Below are 17,799 nucleotides of genomic sequence, written 5' to 3'. Positions count from 1 at the left end.
TTTTCATGGAGAAAAAAAACATGGGATTGTTCCGGTTGAACAATCCCATGCGTTAATTAATTTTTACGGGTGAATATAAAATCCCGCAGGTTGGTATCGCCGGTTTCCCATACAAACTTCACCAGGTGCTTGCCTGGTGTGAGATGCAGGTTGCCGTGCAGATACACCCAGTTGCCCCAGCCCCCTGTGTTGGTGAAAGGGATCCTGCCGGTTTGGTTTACATCGTCTACTTCTATATGCAGTCCGCGGTCGCCGCCATTGGGAGTGGTAATAGCAATGGCAATGTCGTAGTCTCCTTCCGCGGGCGCTTCCACGCTGTATTTCAGCCATTCGCCATCGGCAGTGAAACCGATGTTGGCGCCGTTGCCTTCAATATCCACGCCTTCATTGGGACGGTAGGTCCCGGGAATATTGTTGTCTGTGGTTTCGTGATAGCCCCATCCTTCTCCGCCGAGGTCAAAATCTGCCGCCTTAATGGTCACCGAAGCGCCCACGCCTGCGGGCAGCTGCAACGCCGTACCGGAATACGGGTTGTATTTAAGACCCGAGGCATCTATTACTATCACCATTGTTTTCTTTGTAGTATCTATTTTGTAGATAGATGGATCGGTGATATCCACCGCCAGCGCCACTTTTTTTCCAGGGTGCGCCAGGAGGGCCGACAATTTCACAGTAACGGGAAACGACAATGAATTATTAAAATCTTTGAATGAGATAGAATCCGGCAGGGCAAAATCCGCTGCAGTGAGCGCTTCCGTACCGGGCAAACCATTCGCTGTCAGCAGTTTGGCAATGGTATCTGTATTGGGTTTTACCCTCAGGTAAAACGAAGGACCAGCGCTGCTGGTATAGCTTACATTCACCGGTACCTGCAGGGTGCCCGGTCCTACAGTATAGTTCTTTCCGCGTACTGCAGGCACCTGTATGGATTTACCATTATCGGGGTAATACACATAGTGGATCTGGCCTACCGGTACAATGCTGGTGGTATTGATCTGCACTACTACGATCTTCTTTGCGGCATCCAGCTTATTGTTTTTGGTAGGACCGGTAAGCGCTACTGCCAGGGCCAGTGTTTTGCCATAGTATTTTTCGAAAGAAGCCAGGCTTACTTTCAGGGTAAAGGTGGCTTCTTCACGACCAAAGGGCACGTTTACCAGGTTAGGCAGGCTGTAGGCGTCCTGTTCCAGCAGCGCGCCGCCGGGGATCTGGTTACGGGCAATCATGCCGGCCACCGTATCCGTATTAACGGTAACGCCTATATCAAATCTTGAGGGCGCTGCATCCGACAGCTGGATCTTCAGCGGTATATCTACAGTGGCATCATTCTTTGTATAGCTGCTGTCGCCCGTAGGGATCTTTATCAGCCCGTTGTCGCTTTTAAAGGCAACATCAACCTGTTGTACGGTGATCTCTTCTCCTTTGATGTCGGGCTTTTTACAAGACAGCGCCAGTGCCGCCAGGCAGCTTACCAGCAGTATTGCGGGCGGGAACTTTATTGTATTTATCATCCTGTAAATAATTAATTGTTATTCATGCTTACATACCTGGTGGTCCATACTTTCCCGTCGAGGTTCCAGCGCAGATCTGCGGAAACCTGTAGCCAGTCGAGGATCTGCCTGCTTACATCTATGGGCTGCGGCATCAGCTGGGCAATATTAGCCGGTGAAGCGGGGCAGATCAGGTCGTTGAAGTTGAACCATCCGTAAGGGCCGTTCAGTTTAAAATCGGACAGGTTATCGCTTTTGTCTTTCAGTACGGGACCCTGTCCGTCGGTGGCCGGCCAGTAGCCCGTGAGCTGCTTCCTTAAAGGATGGGTGGCCGACATACTGGTTTCACAGGCGTAATCGCTGATCACCTGGTCTGTAGCGGTGCTGTCCCATACCTTCAGCTCCGTTATGTATACATCCGGGGCCGGATAGCTACCTGCATAGGGCAGGTAGCCCAGTCGCAGCGGTGCAGCATTATTCAGGTTGCTGTAGCCGGTGATATTGATATCGTTGTTGAACTTCCCATCGGTAAAGGTTCTTACATGCATGGTTTGCGCAGAAGTATCGTATACGAACTGTGCGGCGATATCGTGCCAGTTGCCATCACTGATATCTGCGCCATTCACGATCATATTGTCTGTTCTTCCGGGAGCATTTTGTCCTATGTTCAGCTGCCATCCTTTCTGGTTCAGCACTACGGCCCACCCCTGCACACCAGGATCAAGGGAGGCCCTTTTGGATAGCACGGAAGTATTGGAGTAGGTATAATCGCCGTTGGCGCCGGGCATCACCTTGATCTTCATTTCCAGGGCCATACCGCGGGTATCTTTCAGGTCATAGTTACGGTTCACATCATCAATAGTGGCATACACAGCATTTGCATCTGTTCCATACAGGTGCACGCCTTTGCCTATATAACGGTTACCCGTATATGGTTTATCTATAAAAGAAGGGAGATACACCGGTGTGGAGTAAATGATAAACCCGTTCGTTTTCGGATCGCTGAGAATAGTATGATCATCTTCCGTAGGCGGTATCGTATAGGCGCCACCGTGATTACTCACTACTACTACCATCCAGTTCTCGCCGGCATAGGTTTTACGTGCTTTTACGGCATTGAGCAGTTTGCCGATATAATCATCCGTTTGCAGGATGGCATTGCGGTATTGCGGTACGCTGAGATCATAACCATACTGTTTGCCGCTGGCATCCACGTTATTGTACTGCACCATTACCAGTCCGGCGCTGTCTGCCGCCAGGCCGGCCACTGCAGCAGTAGTAGTGGCTTCATCATTATCTGCAAACACTTTGTTTATATCTGCACCGGTAATAAGATTACTACCTAATGCATCAGAGGAACTATAGGCGGCGATATGAATGCCCGACGCCCTTTCTTTAATACGTTTAAAGAAAACGGGGAAGTTGTTCAGGTTGTTATTATCCATGGTATTGCCTTCAATGCTATGCTTGGCTTTGTGCACGCCGGTAAGCAGGTCGGCCCAGGTGGTGAGATCGCCTATATCTGTGTCTGTAACGGAGTTCCAGCTGAAGATGGCATGATCAGTAAGCGCGCTGATGTTGGGGGCATTGGCATCGCGTACCGACTGCCCCCTGGCCCCATCCATGATCACGAACAGTACCTTTGGATTTTTTACGATGGCGCTGGTGGTATCGGTATAATCGCCCCGCTCCAGCACCCGGTCGGGCTCTTTATTGCAGGCGGTCCAGCTCACAAGCCCACCCAGCAGTAATACCATCATCCCGTTGAGCCATATTGATTTATTTTTCTGCATGTGTCTGTGGATTAGAAGTAACAATCATTTTAGTAAAAGCCTGGTGATGTTGCCGGCGGGTTGTTCATCAAACTTGCCAAACCCTCCGGTGATAAGCAGTTGCAGCTGTCCAGCGAAATTTCTTGTTTCCAGCACGCCGTTCACAATACCATCCAGGTCGCCGGTGGTATTGTAGCCCCTGGCCAATGCGCCGGTATGATCCAGCAGCATAAAATGCCCTCGGTGAACACCGCCGTAGTTTTTGAAATAGCCGCTCACCAGCACCATACCATTGGATAGTTGTTTGGCATAAGCATAGTTGTCGTCAGAATTTTTTGCAGCGCCTTTGAAGGAAGGGTCCACGGAGCCATCTTCATTCAGCATTACCAGCCCGTTCTGTACCTTTCCATCGAAACTGGTAAAGTTACCCGACAGCATAAACCGGCGGGTAGCTTCATTATAAGTGATGGATGAAATATAGTTATCGGCGCCTGTGCCAACTTTGAAAGTACGGTCAATGGTGCCATCTGTATTCAGGCGAACGATGTAGTTCACGGATTCGTTGTTATACCTGGTGAAGCGCCCGGCAATGATCAGCTTCCCGTCTTCCTGCATAAAGGCGTCGTTCACCGGGCCGTTGGGACCATCGTTGCTGCGGTGCAGCAGGAAGTTATAGTTGAAAGAGGAGTCCAGTGATCCGTCTGCAAAGAAGCGTACCAGGTTTTTAATTCTTACTGAATCCACTATAAGAGAATCGCGTTTAGCGCGGTAATCTGATTTTCCGTATACCCGTTGCAGGTAGAAGTTAAAGTTGCCGGTAGCGGTGATGGTATTACCATGTACAAATGCGCGCTGGATATTGCCATCCACGCCGCCGTTGAAGGCTGGCACGGTATCCCGGTCGAGGAAGGTTCTTACCACCATACTGTCAATAGTACCGTTGCTGTTCAGCACCGTGATGTTGTTCACTTCGCCAAGGTGGATATCATAAGTGGAGAAGCCCCCGCCAATCACCATTTTGCCGTTGGGCAGCGTGGTTATGGTATTCAGGTAACCTCCTACCCCATCTCCGATCTGGAGGGAGCGGTCCAGTTCCCCATCTTTGGAAATAAGAATAATACGGTTCAGCGGTTTTACCGACCCTTTGTTTTCATAGTTGGAAAAGCTTCCCACCAGGATCATCCGCCCATCGGCCAGAGGCAGCACTTTGCTGATATAGCCGTTGGAACCCACCAGCGCCTTGAAGGTGTTATCGGAAGTAAGTTTTCCATTTACGCGAAACACGGGCCCAAACACGATACGATCGCCAATAGTTACATAACCGATACCGGTGCTGGCATTTTCAGGTACTTTTACCTTGATGCCGGAGCTGTCTACAGATACCACCTCTGCACGTTCGCTGTTGATAAAAAATTGCAGGTCCGATCTGTAAGGCATCAGTCCTGTTGCTTTAAAGGTAACGGTGCTGCCGGGATCTCCCAGTCGTGGCGCCGGGAAATCGGTGCTCATCCTGATACCCAGGGCGGGCTTACCGCCGGCATAAGGGTCGTCATACACTTTCTCCCTGTTGTTCTTACAACTTCCCAGCAGCATCATGCAAAGGCCGGACAAAAGAAGTGCGTTATAATATTTTTGCATGCATCTCATTGGATATAAAATTTTACTTACCGGAATTTGCGAATACGGCCTGTACGTCCTGGGCAAATTTGCCGGGGGCAAATCCGAAGGTGGCGTGGTTGGCGCTCAGTACATGTACTACCCCGTTCTTAGTGAGTATGTTGCAGGAAGCTACCAGGGAAGTGGTCCAGTTAGCTGTTGGCGCCGCTGCATCAGGGATGTAGGAAATACTGAGCTGGCGGTATCCCACATACTTTACTCCATTATCCGAATTATAGATCACGCCGATGTTCATTGGCTGGTTATCCCAGGAATAGTACATCTGCCCGGGGAAATTGATCAGCAGGCTGTAATCGATCTGCGGGTAATCCTTCAGCTGGTTGGCGCCATGGAAAATGTATACCGACAAATACTTACGCCATATCTCCGCCGGCACGTCCTGCAGGGTGCGGATGGTATCAAAGCCACCGCTGTATAATGCGTTGTTGGTGGATTTGATAAGGTTCTGGATACTGTAATCAGTAGGCGCAAAAAAGGTGACGGTATCGGAAGTGAAGATCTCTTCCATGCCCGCCAGCTTTACAATAGCTGCTACTGAATCGAAATAGAATGGCTTTGCGTTGAGGTAATCCACTACATTGCCATCGAAGTAAGGGTTTGCCAGCCCGGAGTCGAGATAGTAATTGTTTTTTTTACAGGAAGACAATGCAGTGAGTGCGATCATCAGCCATACTGCTCCATGCAGACTATATTTTTTCAGTGAGTTCATAACCGGGAGATTTAATTAGTCCAGTAAGTATTTAATTGCACCAATGGATTCTGGTTCTGAATAGCGGGATCCAGGGGCCAGGTCCATGCGCCCATATCGAACTGCAATTTTGTAAGCGGGTAATAGCACCATTTGGAATTGAAGATGCGGCCTGTTCTTACCAGGTCGAAGTAATAGTGCCCTTCACCCATCAGTTCACGCGCCCTTTCTGCAAAAATTTCATCTTTAAGAGCATCGCCATTGGGGCCTGTATACGGATTGGAGAGCGCTCTTCTACGCACCATATTCAGCTGGGTAATGGCCTCTGCATTGCGGTCCAGTTCTGCCAGGGCTTCTGCCAGCAGCAGCACACCATCTGCATACCGGAAGAGGATCACGTTACCATCGGGGTTATAATCTTCCTGGTCGTTGATCGCATATACGTTTACAAACTTGAGGTACTGGAAGTCGCCGTTATCTGCAAACATATTTTCATCGAACCAGTATTGCACGCGTGCGTCCGGCTGACCGGAAGGGAACAGCATCCGCAGGAAATCGGCCCGGAAATAAGAGTAGCTGTGCTGGTGCGTGGCTACCGGTCTTTTATACGGGTAGTGCAATACCAGGTCGGAGAAGGTATTGTACATGATGATCTCGTTGTAGTTGGCGTTTTGTGCAATTTCAAACAGGCTTTCTTTGGTGCGGCCCTGGAACAGTTTGCGGTAATCGCTCAGTGGCAGCAGCTCATATTGCCCGCTGTTCACCAGTTCTGTGCCCATATCTGCCGCCTGCTGGAAATAGCTTTTTGCGTTGGCTTTATCGAAACCGGCATTCCATACATCCAGTTCCATCATCAGCGTGAGCAATGCGCCTTTGGTAGCGCGCACACCTACGTAGGCAGGATCGCTGTATTGCCAGGGCAGATCGTCTTTTACTTTTGCCAGGTCGTCCAGGCAGTTTTTCACTACTGTTACCATTTTCTCCCTGGGCAAAGGATCGCTGTGATAAGGATCCGCATAATATGGCACATCTCCCCAAACCCTTACCATCAGCCAGTAGCTGATGCAACGGAGAAAAACGGCTTCCGCCTGGTATTGTTTTCTTTGTGTGGCGGAAACATCCGGGAATTCCCTTCTTCCCACTTCATAATACAAATTGTTGGCAGCCTGGATCACTTTATAAAATCCCTGCCAGCGGGTAAGCTCCACCCAGTGGTATAGCCCATCGTTGCCACGCAGTGCAATAAAAGTGGCAAGGTCGTTCTGTGAAACGAAGTGTACATAGTTACGGCCTGCTTCTTCCGGCGATTCCGCCATCATACCGGAACGGATGTCGCCGGCATTCGGCAGGAAGGGGCAGGAGCCTAATTTATCGCGCAGCAATCCGTAAGTATCCCAGAGATTATTTTCAATATCTTCCCTGTTCTGCAAAAAGGCATTTCCAGAAAGCCGGTCCAGCGGCTTTACATTCAGGAACTTCTTACAGCCTTGCTGACCCAGTGCAAGCAATAATGCGAGTAAACAGATAATCTTGCGGTTCATGATCAATAACTTTTAAATAAACATTTATCTTAAAACTCTACGTTCAAACCTGCGTTCCAGCTGCGTGGAATGGGATAACCATTCGACTGGTCCCTGCCCAGCGCCGATACGTTTTCCGGGTTAGGCCCGCTGTACCTGGAGAAGGTTTTCACATTATTACAGGTCATATAAACCCTCACGGTGTTAATGCCATAGCGGTGTGTAAGGTTCTTGTTCAGGAGATAACCAACGGTAATGGTGTTGATCTTAAAGTAGGAACCATCTTCCTGGAATAGTGTCTGGTCAACCCTGTAGGGGTTAACGGCGCCTGCCCGCGTATAGTCGAAGGGGTTACTGTAGGTAGCGTTGCTGCCGCTCTTCTTCCAGTAATCGATCTGGTTAAAATCAACAATAGAACGCTGATCGAATGGCTGGCCCAGGTATTGCATCCGCTGTGCCAGCGCATCGTTGAGGATATCGCGGATGGCTACATAGGAGGCGCTGATATTGAAAGTAAAGTTTTTATACGTTAGGTAGGACTGCAAACCACCTGTAAGCAGTGGCTGTGAATTACCTGCAATGGTATAGTCGTTGATATCGAGGATATAGTTGCCATCGCGGTCCTGCCAGTAAGGATCCCCTGCCTGGAAGTACTGCCCGTTTGCCGTACGGTATCTCAGGCCGGTGGCGGGATCAATAGGCACATCCTCCAGCGTTTTATATACGCCCTGGGTGGTAAGCAGGTAATTGCTGAGCGCATTGCGCCCTACCCGGTACAATACATTCTGCCCGTTATCATTTTGTATCAGTTGCCGCGCGCCTGCAGGCAAGCGGGTGAGGATGTCTTTATTGAGCGCGCCATTCACGGAAATACTCCATTGTACGGGGCTGGAAGCTCTGAGCGGGCGGAAGGTGAGCATCAGCTCATAACCATAATCTGCCAGTGAGGTTTCGTTGGTATTTACGCGGTTAAAACCGGTGATGTCTGCCAGGTCTTTTGAGCGGAGCAGGTTTTCCACGGTTTTATAATACACGTCGAACACCAGTTCTATTTTACTCTGGAAGAAGCCTGCTTCCATACCAATGTCGTACTGTGTGGTAGTGGTAGGCTTCAGGAAGGGATTGGGCATCTGGTCAAAATCGCTGCCTATCCTGGGATTACCGTTGTATGTACCGTTGGGGCGATAGGTACCATAAATGGAAAAGATATCGCCGGAGGGCACAATGTTTTGTCCCCAGCTGCCCCGAAGTGAGCCATAGGTAAGCCATTTGCTGTCAGTGAAAATTTTCTCCTTGTTGAAGTTCCATCTCAAACCCAGTGAAGGGTTCCTGGAGTAGGGATCTTCAAAGCCGGAGGCGGAGCTTCCATCTATGCGGTAGCTGGCGTCCAGTACATATTTCTGTTTGAAGTTGTAAGAGAATAAACCGGCAAAGGAGGCGGTGTGATTTTGTGAAAAATTATCCAGCAGGCCCCCGCCTCTTGATGCGTCGTTGCCATATCCCAGCGGGCCTTCATACTGATCGTTGGGCATCCGCTGCTGCTGGATGATCTTCGCCTGCATACCACGGTTGAAGATCTCGTTGAACACATTGAGTGTAAAGTTGTGTTTTTTGTTGATGCTTTTAAAATAAGTAATACTGTTACGGTTATATAACTGGAAGTTCCGGTCGTCGTATGCCTTGATCCTTGAATAATCGTTGTTCGCGGCAGCGGGTGTAAACTCGTCCTGTGTGTTGGAGGCGTAGTTATAGCTGATGGCCGATCCCAGGCTCAGCCCTTCAATGATCTGGTAGCTGGCATCCAGGCTGGCGGTGAGGTTCAGCGTTTTGTTATCGTTCTGTACTTCCAGTGCGCCGAGGTATCCGGCGGTACTTTGATAGAAAGAAGGCGCAGGCAGCAGGGATGATTTCTGCCCGTTGTCTGCCACGCCGGTTTGTAACAGGCCGTTACCGCTACCGAGCTTTCTTTTACCGATCTGTGTATTCAGCAGTCCGAATATTTTGAGGCGCGGCGTAGGCTGGTACAGCATGTTGGTGTTAATGGAATAACGGTCGAAGCCCGTGTTCCTGATCACACCATTTTCGTGGTAGTAAGAAAGGTCCGTTTTATAGTTGAAGGTAGGATCGCCACCGCTGATGTTGATGTTATGCGTTTGGTTATAGGTAGTTTGATAGAAGATGCCCTGCCAGTTGGTAGAGCTGTTCCAGTAAGGATTTAAGCTATCTGCCAGGAAGGGAGTGTTGGAAATATTCAGCAGGTCGGCATAGGTGCCGTATTGCATGATTTCCTTTACGCGGATCTGTCGTTCCAGGTTTCCTCCTACGGTGGCGCGCAGTTCCGGCGGTGTGTTCATGAAAAAGTTGCCGGTGTAGCGTACTACGGGAATTTTGGAGCTGCCACGGCGGGTGGTAACCACAATTACGCCATAGGCCGCCCGGGAGCCGTACAGCGCCGTAGCCTGCGCATCTTTCAGTATCTCCATGGATTGAATATCTTCGGGGGGAATGAGCGACAGGGGGCTCACACCCGGACCAGGTGTTTGAAAGCCATAGGAGAAGTTGGCATCTGCATCAATGGGCACGCCGTCTATTACGTAAAGCGGCGAGGTGGGCGACAGGAAGGAGCTGGCGCCATTGCCGGTAACGGTGATATTGGAAAGCCCGCGGATGGCCACTACTCCTCTTCCGCCGGGTGCGCCGGTGTTGTTCTGGATATTGAGGCCCGGTACTCTTCCCTGGAGCAATTGCTCCACGTTGGATACAGGTACGTCCTGCAGGTCTTTACCACTCACAATCACGGAGCTTCCGGTGGCCAGTTCCCTGGTTTTATTCTGGTAGCCCACAATAACAGTTTCATTGAGTTTATTTTCGTTGATGCTTAGGCGGATGTCCAGTGGTTTCCCTTCCTTTACTTTCACAATGAATTCGCGGTAACCCACATAGCGGAAAGCCAGGCTGGCTTCCGGCGATACCTTTACGCTGAAGTTCCCCCTGTTGTCCGTTACGCCGATCACTTTCTTCTCCTTACCGGTCACCTCCATGATGCCCACGCCTATCATGGCTTCCGTGGATACTTTGTCGCTCACCGTACCGGTAACGGTTATCTTTGCCGGCGCGGGTTGCTGTGCCAGCAGGGTGCCGGCGCCTGCCAGCAGTACAAGCAGCAGCAGTGTTCCTGTTTTAAATATATTTGGTTTCATATCAGCAGCTCATTTATTTCAAAATGTGATTCACTAGGGTTTACCGTTATTCATTTCTGAATCTTGGGTTATCGCTGTAGAAATAGAAGATCACGTCCCAGTCGCCTTTCTGATAAATAGCAAAGGAAAGATCCAGCGTGGCGCGTACAATACCTCCTCCATAGGCTTTACGGTCCCATGCAAACCTCACTTTCGCCTGTGAGCCATCGCCGGTGGTCCACCGCGTAGCGTACCTGATCACGGGGATAGGATAGGCTACATCGAACTTTATGTATTCGGATGTGGCTTTCACATTAAACCCGTGCAACAGGCTATCCAGCGGACCGGTGGCGTTGAATACGGATGGGTTGATGAGCGTGGAGTCCTTTGCCAGGAATTTAAAAGAGATAGAACTGCCGTTACCTGTTTTCCGGAAGAATACCCGCACGCTGTCGCTTTTCATTTCCAGTTCGGTGCTGTCGCCCATTACATTGCTGATAGAAGGATGATTATATACCAGGCTGTAGGAAGAAGAATCCGAAGAGTATTTGATAGCGGGCAAACCTGTAAGGGGATCTATATCGTTCGCGGGGCTGTAAGGCAGTTCCCTCACGGGCGTTAGCTGCATATCCCTGTATGTGTTGGTGCCACCGGTGTTGGAAGCCACTACATCAAACAGGTATCCTTTATGTGGCAGCTGGTGCAGCATGGTGCTGTCCGCTCCTGCCCAGAGGATAAAGTCGCCCGAATGTTCACGCACTTCCCATACCGGGTGATTTTCCTGTTGCCGTTTTCCTTCAATTTCCGCCAGTGATTTTTCCTTACCGGTGTATCCCTGTTTCCATACCCATACCGGCACCATTTTTTCCAGGTCGTTGGTAGGCTGCAGGGTGAGGGCATCGCGTACGTTCGTGATTTTAAAAGTGATGGGCGTGGTGGAATTGTCGGTGTTGTACACGCCTGAGAACAAAGTAGTGCGGCCTAATGTAGGCGTAAACAGTTTCTGGGTGTACACGGCTTTGGGGCTGAGATAGTCCAGGTCTTCCGGCAACCATTTCCTACATGCGGCCAGTCCTGTGATGAGGACCGCCAAAACCCCTGTGAGACCGTATCTGCATATTTTAGACATAGCATTCAACATTTTACTTGATCTGTTAACCTTAGTTAACTTCACTGATTTTATAAGATCTGATATTATAGTTGCCATTCTCGAGGAAGAACCTCATGGTATGTGTTCCTTTTTCCAGGTGTACGGGCAACGGTGCAGTGACGTCGGTGTAGTTGTTCCAGTCGCCGGTATTGGGCGCTGTCATGGGCCCTGTTACATCCTGTCCGTCTATTTCAAAATGGAAGCGGTTATTGCCGTTTGGAGCATTCGGACTGGCAACTCTGGCGGTGAAGAAGTAATCGCCGGTTTTCTTCACGTCAATGGTGTAGTTAAGCCATTCACCGTCGCTGGTCCATCCTATTTCATATCCGCCGCCTTCTTTCGCCATGCCTATATCCACGCCTTCGCTGGTTCTGAACTTGCCGCCGTTGTTACCGGCATCTGCATCGTGGTAGCCAACGCCTTCCCCGCCGGGATCAAATGCTTCCGCCGGGATGGTGCCTGGCGCGGGGTAGGGTTTGTCGAGCGGTACAAAGCGCATGTAGCGCAGGTTATAATTGGAGAGATCATATTTTACTTTCAGCAGATGTCTTCCTGCCGGAAGATCACGGGTCAGTACTTCGTTATCGTACCAGTTCTGATCACCGCTGGTGCCTTTGATCTTGATACCGTTGGTCATATAGTCGCCGTCAATTTCCAGGTGAAGCGTACCTGCTACTTCATCGCTGCTCTTTCCTGAAGCGGCCCTTACAAACAGGCGGTACTGGCCGGGCTCATTTACAAACACGGTGAAGGCGAGCCATTCGCCGGAGTTGGTCCAGCCGATGTTGTAGCCATTATCGCCGCCGCCGGCGTCCTGTATGTCCACTCCTTCTCCTGGGCGGTACCTGCCTCCGTTGTTGGCCACATCGTTATCATGATAGGCTACGGATTCGCCGCCTTTATCGAACTGGTCGAAGGAGATAGTGCCGGGTATAGGCAATGGCGTTCCGTTGAAAGGCACGGGCAGCGTAGGATTCACGCGGCCGATGAATTCGTCGAAGCCGAAAATGTGATTGCGGTCCATTACGTTTACGAGGCCGTTGCTGGTCCTGATGTCAACGGTCACGGTATTACTGGTGATCCACTGGCGTGTATAAATAACTCCTTTCGTGTTGGCGAATTCAATTACGCCGGGGCCGCCGGCGGTGTATCCTTCCGCGCGGGTGGATACATACCTTCCATGCATGCGGTAACCATACCGTACGCCGTTGAGATAAATACCATCCTGGTTGCTCATACTATCGGATGGTATCACGCCTGGAATAATGTAGCGCGATACCATGGAGTCCAGTTCATTTTCCGCCACCGTAGCCAGGTATAGTAAGGGGCGGCCCTGTGCCTTGCGGAGATTATTCATATTGGAAACAGCCTCTGCAAAACTGGCGTTGGTAGGCGCAAACACGGTATAGTGACCATTCTTCAGGCTGTCTGTCAATCCTGTTTTATCTATTACAAACAGGAAGGAATCATATACGCCGGTCTGGCTCTTCAAAAAATCGTAGGTATTGCCTGCAAACTCATGAATGGTGTTTTCATGGTTGTAGTAGCCACTGTCTTTTTTACACCCGGCATACAAGAACAATATCACCAGTCCTGTTACTGCACCAACACGAAATATGTTCTTTCGCATGAGAAATAATTTGTTTGTTAAGAATAGAAAGCGTTTTCCTTACCTGTTGATCCAGTAAATATTCTGGGTAAGCTGTTTGTTCTGCATCAATACATTTTCCGCCACGGGCCAGTAGATCCCACCTTCATCAATGAGGCGGTTGAATGCGGCATCGCTGCGTTTCAGTTTATGATAGCGCACCTGGTCAAACCAGCGTTGTCCTTCTCCCATCAGTTCCTTGCGACGTTCCCGGAAGATGGCGTTTAACAGGTCGCCTTCCTTACCGGCATCGTAGCGTTCCATTACACGGAGATCGCGGATCTGGTTCAGCAGGTCAATAGCACCGGTTTGTTCTCCCAGTACAGCCAGCGCTTCGGCTCTCAGCAGGGCAATATCTTCCAGGCGGGTGAAAATGATAGCGCTGCCGTACATGCGGAAATCAGGATCAGAGGTGCCTCCATCGAGTATTACTTTTATTTTGGAGAAGATAGGTACATGACTGTCGAAGCTGGTAAAGTACCGGGTGCTGGTGGGCTCACCCCTGATACTATCCAGGCTGAAACGTTCATCGCGGTTCTGATCGAAGAGGGAAAGGATGGTATCTTTCGGCACATAGATCTCCGGCTGGCTTTTAGATACCACCGGCGCAGCCAGCGTAAGCTCTTCCAGGTGGCCGGTATAGGATGCTTCGCCGTTGGTGAACTCAAAGTCGAACGCAATCATGTGGTTATTGATAAAGTTATTGGAGCCTCTTCCTGAAAAGAAACCATTGGAACTGGTGAGCTGATCTGTTTTCACAAACACGAGCGAGCTTTTCTGTGCATTGTCGAGCACAAATTTCGTATAGGCGGCTACGAGAGAGTACTTTGCCTGCCAGGCTGCTACATGCGCCATGAGTGCATATGCACTGAGCTTGCGTGCCAGTACGCCGTTCCATTTATCACCGCCTTCGGCGTAGTAGTCGCCCTGCTGCTGCGGATCGTTGGCGCTGTAGGCATAAGGCAAATTATCCGCTGCCGCCTGTAATTCCTGTTCAATGAATGCCAGTACTTTTCCCTGTGGCGCTCTTGGCTGATCAGTAAATTCACCATCATGGGAGGTAGTGATCAGCGGCACATCTCCCCAAACCCTCACCATATTAAAGTAAGCAAATGCCCTTAGGAAACGGATCTGAGCAATGTCTACCGCCATGTTCTGCTCACTGTAGCGGGGATCTCTTGCTTTTACCTCTCCTACATGTTCCAGGAAAAGATTGGCGGCATTCACTACCGCAAAAAAGCGGCGCCAGTTAGAAAGCTCATTGAGCATATCCAGTGGTGCGTGCAGGTTGTTGCTGACCACTGCATCTATATCCTGGCGCTGTACAGCAGCAAAATCACCTTTCCGCAATTCCCCGTACATCCAGAAGGCATTATTATCTGCCAGTGCGGCGCGGGTTAAGCCATATACGCCTATCAGTGCGCTGCGGGTATCTTCATGCGAATTCCACATATTCTTCTCTGCCACGGCATGCGAGGAATCCACATCCAGCAGTTTCTTACAGCTTTGTAATGCCGCTCCGCAAAAACATAACAGCAACAGCCATTTTGCCGTATATGTCCTGTTGAATTTTTTATTATTGGAAGATAAATACTTCATCAAAAATCATTTTATGCAGTTCATTTAATACTACAGGTCCATCTTTACGCCGAGGGTATACGTTTTCGGAATAGGAAGACCATACCCGTTATCAACGCCGTTAAAATAAATGAGCTCCGGATCGCCGCCGGTGTAAGGCGATATGGTGAACAGATTGCTGGCCGTGCCATATACGGTGAGGCCATGTAAGACCGACCGCTTATTCCACCAGCGTGTTTTTGTAAAATCATATTGCAGGGAAATATTCCGCAGCTTCAGGAAGGAGCCATCTTCCAGGAACAGGTCCTGGTCTGCACGGTAAGCGCCTACCTTGCTCCATGGATTATACAGGGGATAGCGGTTATAGTCGCCCACCTTCTGCCAGAAGGTAATTTCCTTCACTGCATCCATGGAGATCTGTCCTTCGTGGTTTACAAAATCGAGGTGACTGGCCACATCCTGGTTCAGGATCTTTTTACCCAGTGCATAGTACAGTGTGAAGCTGAAAGTGATATTGCGGTAAGTAAATTCACTGCTGAAGCCACCGGATACCTTTGGCAGGTAGTGCCCTTTCATTACTTTGTCCTTATCATCAATGGTGTTGTCGTTGTTCTGATCTGTCCAGATGGGATCTCCGGCAGAAAGCGGTGTTCCTTTATAGGTGCGGGTTTGTCCTGTCTTAGGATTTACCGGGATATCTCTTTCCCGATTATAGATGCCCTGGTTTTCCAGCACCCAGAACTGATCGATAGCGCTGCCTACTTTAAGCTTACGTGCAGCAGCACCGGTGCCGATCTGCATTTCATCAATTCCGCCGGGTAATGCCAGCAGTGTATTCCGGTTATAATTAATATTGGCAGATGGGATCCATTGCAGCTTGCTTGTTTTTGGCAATACGTTTGCCTGGATGCCCAGGTCGGCGCCACGGTTTCGTACTTTCAACCCGTTCTCATAAACAGACGTATAGCCGTATTCGTTACCACCCGGTATATTAAACAGCATATTCTTATCTGTTTTATCATATACATCCAGTGATACATTGATGCGTTGCTGCAGGAAACTTATATCCAGTCCTAAGTCCAGCTGGTCTGAATAAGGCCATTTGATATTGTTGCCCACATAGCCGGTGGAATAGGGCCTGGACAATGCGCCCAGCGCGTTATAGGAAAACTTCAGCGGGTTGTTGCTGAAAGAAAGATCGGAGAGATATTGTGTTCCTTCCCCGAAACGGTCGTCTGTAAGCAGGCGGGCGATGCGCCCCCAGCTGGCGTGAAGCCGCATGGCATTAATGCCTTCCTGGTCTGGCAGCAGGGTACTTTTCAGGTTCCATCCCGCAGAGAAGGCGGGCGATACTGTCCACCAGTTATCGGATTGCATACTGGAAGAACCGTCGGAGCGTACCAGCACTGAAAAGTCGAGCGCATCTTTATAGCGGTAAATACCACGGCCGTAAAACGACAACAAACGATGCCGTTGCTTATCGAGCGCCATGTATACCAGCGCGCTCTTAAATGCTTTGGGCAGCAGGTAATTGGCGTTGCCCGGATCAGAATTTAACAGGTTGAGCTTAATAAGATCGTTAGGCCCGTTGTAGGCATAGCTGTAATTATAGCGGTTAAAATCCGCTTCAAATACCTGGCCTGCCTCCGCTGTCACATCATGTATATTATTCCAGTTATGATGGAAGGTGAGCGTATTATTAAAGCTCACGCGCTGGTTATAGCCAAAATAATTGGAAACATAGTTGATCGTTTCCATGAGTGTGCCGGGATAAAACACATCCCTCAGGCCTTCGTTATAATCTGCCGCGAGGCCTGATACAAAGTTCCAGTCTTTTGAGAACGCCACTTTCAGGCGAAAGAACCCATTGATGCTGTTGGTCTTATTTTCATCGATGGACTTATCATACTCGGTGAGATAGGCGCCGTATGCCGCTTTATTGGGCGGCAGCGGGGAGCCGAGATCCGGGAGGTATTGTACATCCGCGAAGCGGTCGCGCAGGTTGCGGTTACGGCGGCGCTCCAGGCGGGTGGCGTTGATCATGGCCGACATGGTAAGCCATGACACCGGCACCATGTTAATTTCAAACATGGCGTTGTAGCGGTCCATGCGGGTGTTATCGCCGGGGTTATTCATCTGCTCGTTGCCGGCGGCGAAGCGGAAGTTGGCCCGTTCTGATCCGCTGGAGATGCTGGCGTTTACACCGCGGACGAATTTATTGGCATAATAAAGATCCGTCCAGTCGGAGGCGCCATAGTATGCATCATTGGTAGAATCGCGGAGGTATGCCGGGTAGGTAAGTATGTTATCCAGGCTGGCATACCGGTTATAGTACGGTTGCCTGAATTCATTTTCGAACCTGGCATTGGTAGTATTGATATGAGGCTTTTGCGCGATACCAAACCAGGTATTGAAAGCAATTTTTCTTCCGCCGATCACCGGCGCTTTCGTGCGGATGGAAATCACCCCGCCGTTGGCAGCACGGGGACCGTAAACAGCTGCGGCTGCATAATCTTTCAGCACTTCAATGGAAGCGATGTTATTGGGATCTATAGCCGCCAGCAGGTTGGTAGCGGGGCCTATGCGGTTATAGTCGTACTGTTGTATATCAAAGGCAAAGGGATGATCCATAATGAGTGGAATACCATCCAGCACCACCAGGGGCTGTGCATCGTATACATCGTTATGGGAAGTGAGCGGGATGGCGGTGCCGCGGATCATCATGCCCATTTCAGTACCTGGCTCGCCGCTGGGTTCCTGGATATACACGCCGGCCACTTCGCCCTTCAGCATTTGCTGAAGGGAGGAATAGGGATAAATGGCCGCCTTGCCCATATCGATGCCATTGCTTCTGAAAGATGCAGGCTTCAGGTGATTGGTATCTACCGGGATCATTGTTTTACGGATACTGTCTCTTTTCTCCTTCTCACTTAATTTCTTTTTCACCGTATCCTGCGGAGTGGCGTAGCCGGGCAGCGCCGGCAGTATCCTGTTTTCAGCCGCTGCTGTTCCTGCCGCAAAACCACCTGCCAGTAAACCTATAACACAGCGTCGCATTATGAAATGCATAAACTAATATTTTGTAAATGAGAAATGA

At 49.9% G+C, this 17,799-nt stretch carries 10 protein-coding genes; all 10 read right to left on the bottom strand.

All coding sequences use genetic code 11. The annotated features are described in order from the left end of the window. Positions 1 to 56 precede the first annotated feature (56 nt). The 10 genes from FN124_RS26940 to FN124_RS26895 are packed head-to-tail and all read right to left on the bottom strand — an operon-like array spanning position 57 to position 17,771. Entirely contained in the window at positions 57 to 1,511 is a 1,455-nt protein-coding gene (locus FN124_RS26940) for a carbohydrate-binding protein (RefSeq protein ID WP_142687882.1), read from the bottom strand. 11 nt (positions 1,512 to 1,522) lie between these two features. Then, positions 1,523 to 3,283 (bottom strand): alkaline phosphatase family protein, encoded by a 1,761-nt coding sequence (locus FN124_RS26935; RefSeq protein WP_142687881.1) that lies wholly within the window; start codon positions 3,281 to 3,283, stop codon positions 1,523 to 1,525. 24 nt (positions 3,284 to 3,307) lie between these two features. Further along, positions 3,308 to 4,909 (bottom strand): DUF5008 domain-containing protein, encoded by a 1,602-nt coding sequence (locus FN124_RS26930; RefSeq protein WP_142687880.1) that lies wholly within the window; start codon positions 4,907 to 4,909, stop codon positions 3,308 to 3,310. 13 nt (positions 4,910 to 4,922) lie between these two features. Continuing rightward, a complete protein-coding gene (locus tag FN124_RS26925) occupies positions 4,923 to 5,648 on the bottom strand; it encodes a fasciclin domain-containing protein (RefSeq protein ID WP_142687879.1) in 726 nt (241 codons plus the stop codon). An 11-nt stretch (positions 5,649 to 5,659) separates the two neighbouring features. Further along, the gene (locus FN124_RS26920) at positions 5,660 to 7,168 is read right to left on the bottom strand and encodes a RagB/SusD family nutrient uptake outer membrane protein (protein WP_142687878.1); all 1,509 of its coding nucleotides are present in this window, start codon (positions 7,166 to 7,168) and stop codon (positions 5,660 to 5,662) included. 29 nt (positions 7,169 to 7,197) lie between these two features. Beyond that, positions 7,198 to 10,347, bottom strand: a complete 3,150-nt coding sequence (locus FN124_RS26915; protein WP_142687877.1) for a SusC/RagA family TonB-linked outer membrane protein — start codon at positions 10,345 to 10,347, stop codon at positions 7,198 to 7,200. A 46-nt stretch (positions 10,348 to 10,393) separates the two neighbouring features. Then, the gene (locus FN124_RS26910) at positions 10,394 to 11,455 is read right to left on the bottom strand and encodes a DUF5007 domain-containing protein (protein WP_185937397.1); all 1,062 of its coding nucleotides are present in this window, start codon (positions 11,453 to 11,455) and stop codon (positions 10,394 to 10,396) included. A gap of 31 nt (positions 11,456 to 11,486) precedes the next feature. After that, positions 11,487 to 13,106 carry a carbohydrate-binding protein gene (locus FN124_RS26905; RefSeq protein ID WP_142687875.1) on the bottom strand — a complete coding sequence of 540 codons (1,620 nt, stop codon included), beginning with the start codon at positions 13,104 to 13,106 and terminating at the stop codon, positions 11,487 to 11,489. A 39-nt stretch (positions 13,107 to 13,145) separates the two neighbouring features. Continuing rightward, positions 13,146 to 14,723 (bottom strand): RagB/SusD family nutrient uptake outer membrane protein, encoded by a 1,578-nt coding sequence (locus FN124_RS26900; protein ID WP_221887922.1) that lies wholly within the window; start codon positions 14,721 to 14,723, stop codon positions 13,146 to 13,148. 30 nt (positions 14,724 to 14,753) lie between these two features. After that, positions 14,754 to 17,771: a SusC/RagA family TonB-linked outer membrane protein gene (locus FN124_RS26895; RefSeq protein WP_260607592.1), complete on the bottom strand. Its 3,018-nt coding sequence runs from the start codon at positions 17,769 to 17,771 to the stop codon at positions 14,754 to 14,756. Between the last annotated feature and the right edge of the window lie 28 nt (positions 17,772 to 17,799).

The sequence above is a fragment of the Chitinophaga polysaccharea genome (assembly GCF_902150045.1).
Lineage (GTDB): Bacteria > Bacteroidota > Bacteroidia > Chitinophagales > Chitinophagaceae > Chitinophaga > Chitinophaga polysaccharea_A.
Note: the sequence above shows the minus strand (reverse complement) of the source record. Positions and strands in the feature narration are given on the sequence as shown.

Bases quoted from the DNA above. Each gene is read 5' to 3' on its own strand.
- FN124_RS26935 (WP_142687881.1), bottom strand. From the start codon at position 3,283: ATGCAGAAAAATAAATCAATATGGCTCAACGGGATGATGGTATTACTG.
- FN124_RS26910 (WP_185937397.1), bottom strand. From the start codon at position 11,455: ATGTCTAAAATATGCAGATACGGTCTCACAGGGGTTTTGGCGGTCCTC.
- FN124_RS26900 (WP_221887922.1), bottom strand. From the start codon at position 14,723: ATGAAGTATTTATCTTCCAATAATAAAAAATTCAACAGGACATATACG.
- FN124_RS26895 (WP_260607592.1), bottom strand. From the start codon at position 17,771: ATGCATTTCATAATGCGACGCTGTGTTATAGGTTTACTGGCAGGTGGT.
- FN124_RS26905 (WP_142687875.1), bottom strand. From the start codon at position 13,106: ATGCGAAAGAACATATTTCGTGTTGGTGCAGTAACAGGACTGGTGATA.
- FN124_RS26925 (WP_142687879.1), bottom strand. From the start codon at position 5,648: ATGAACTCACTGAAAAAATATAGTCTGCATGGAGCAGTATGGCTGATG.
- FN124_RS26915 (WP_142687877.1), bottom strand. From the start codon at position 10,347: ATGAAACCAAATATATTTAAAACAGGAACACTGCTGCTGCTTGTACTG.
- FN124_RS26920 (WP_142687878.1), bottom strand. From the start codon at position 7,168: ATGAACCGCAAGATTATCTGTTTACTCGCATTATTGCTTGCACTGGGT.
- FN124_RS26930 (WP_142687880.1), bottom strand. From the start codon at position 4,909: ATGAGATGCATGCAAAAATATTATAACGCACTTCTTTTGTCCGGCCTT.
- FN124_RS26940 (WP_142687882.1), bottom strand. From the start codon at position 1,511: ATGATAAATACAATAAAGTTCCCGCCCGCAATACTGCTGGTAAGCTGC.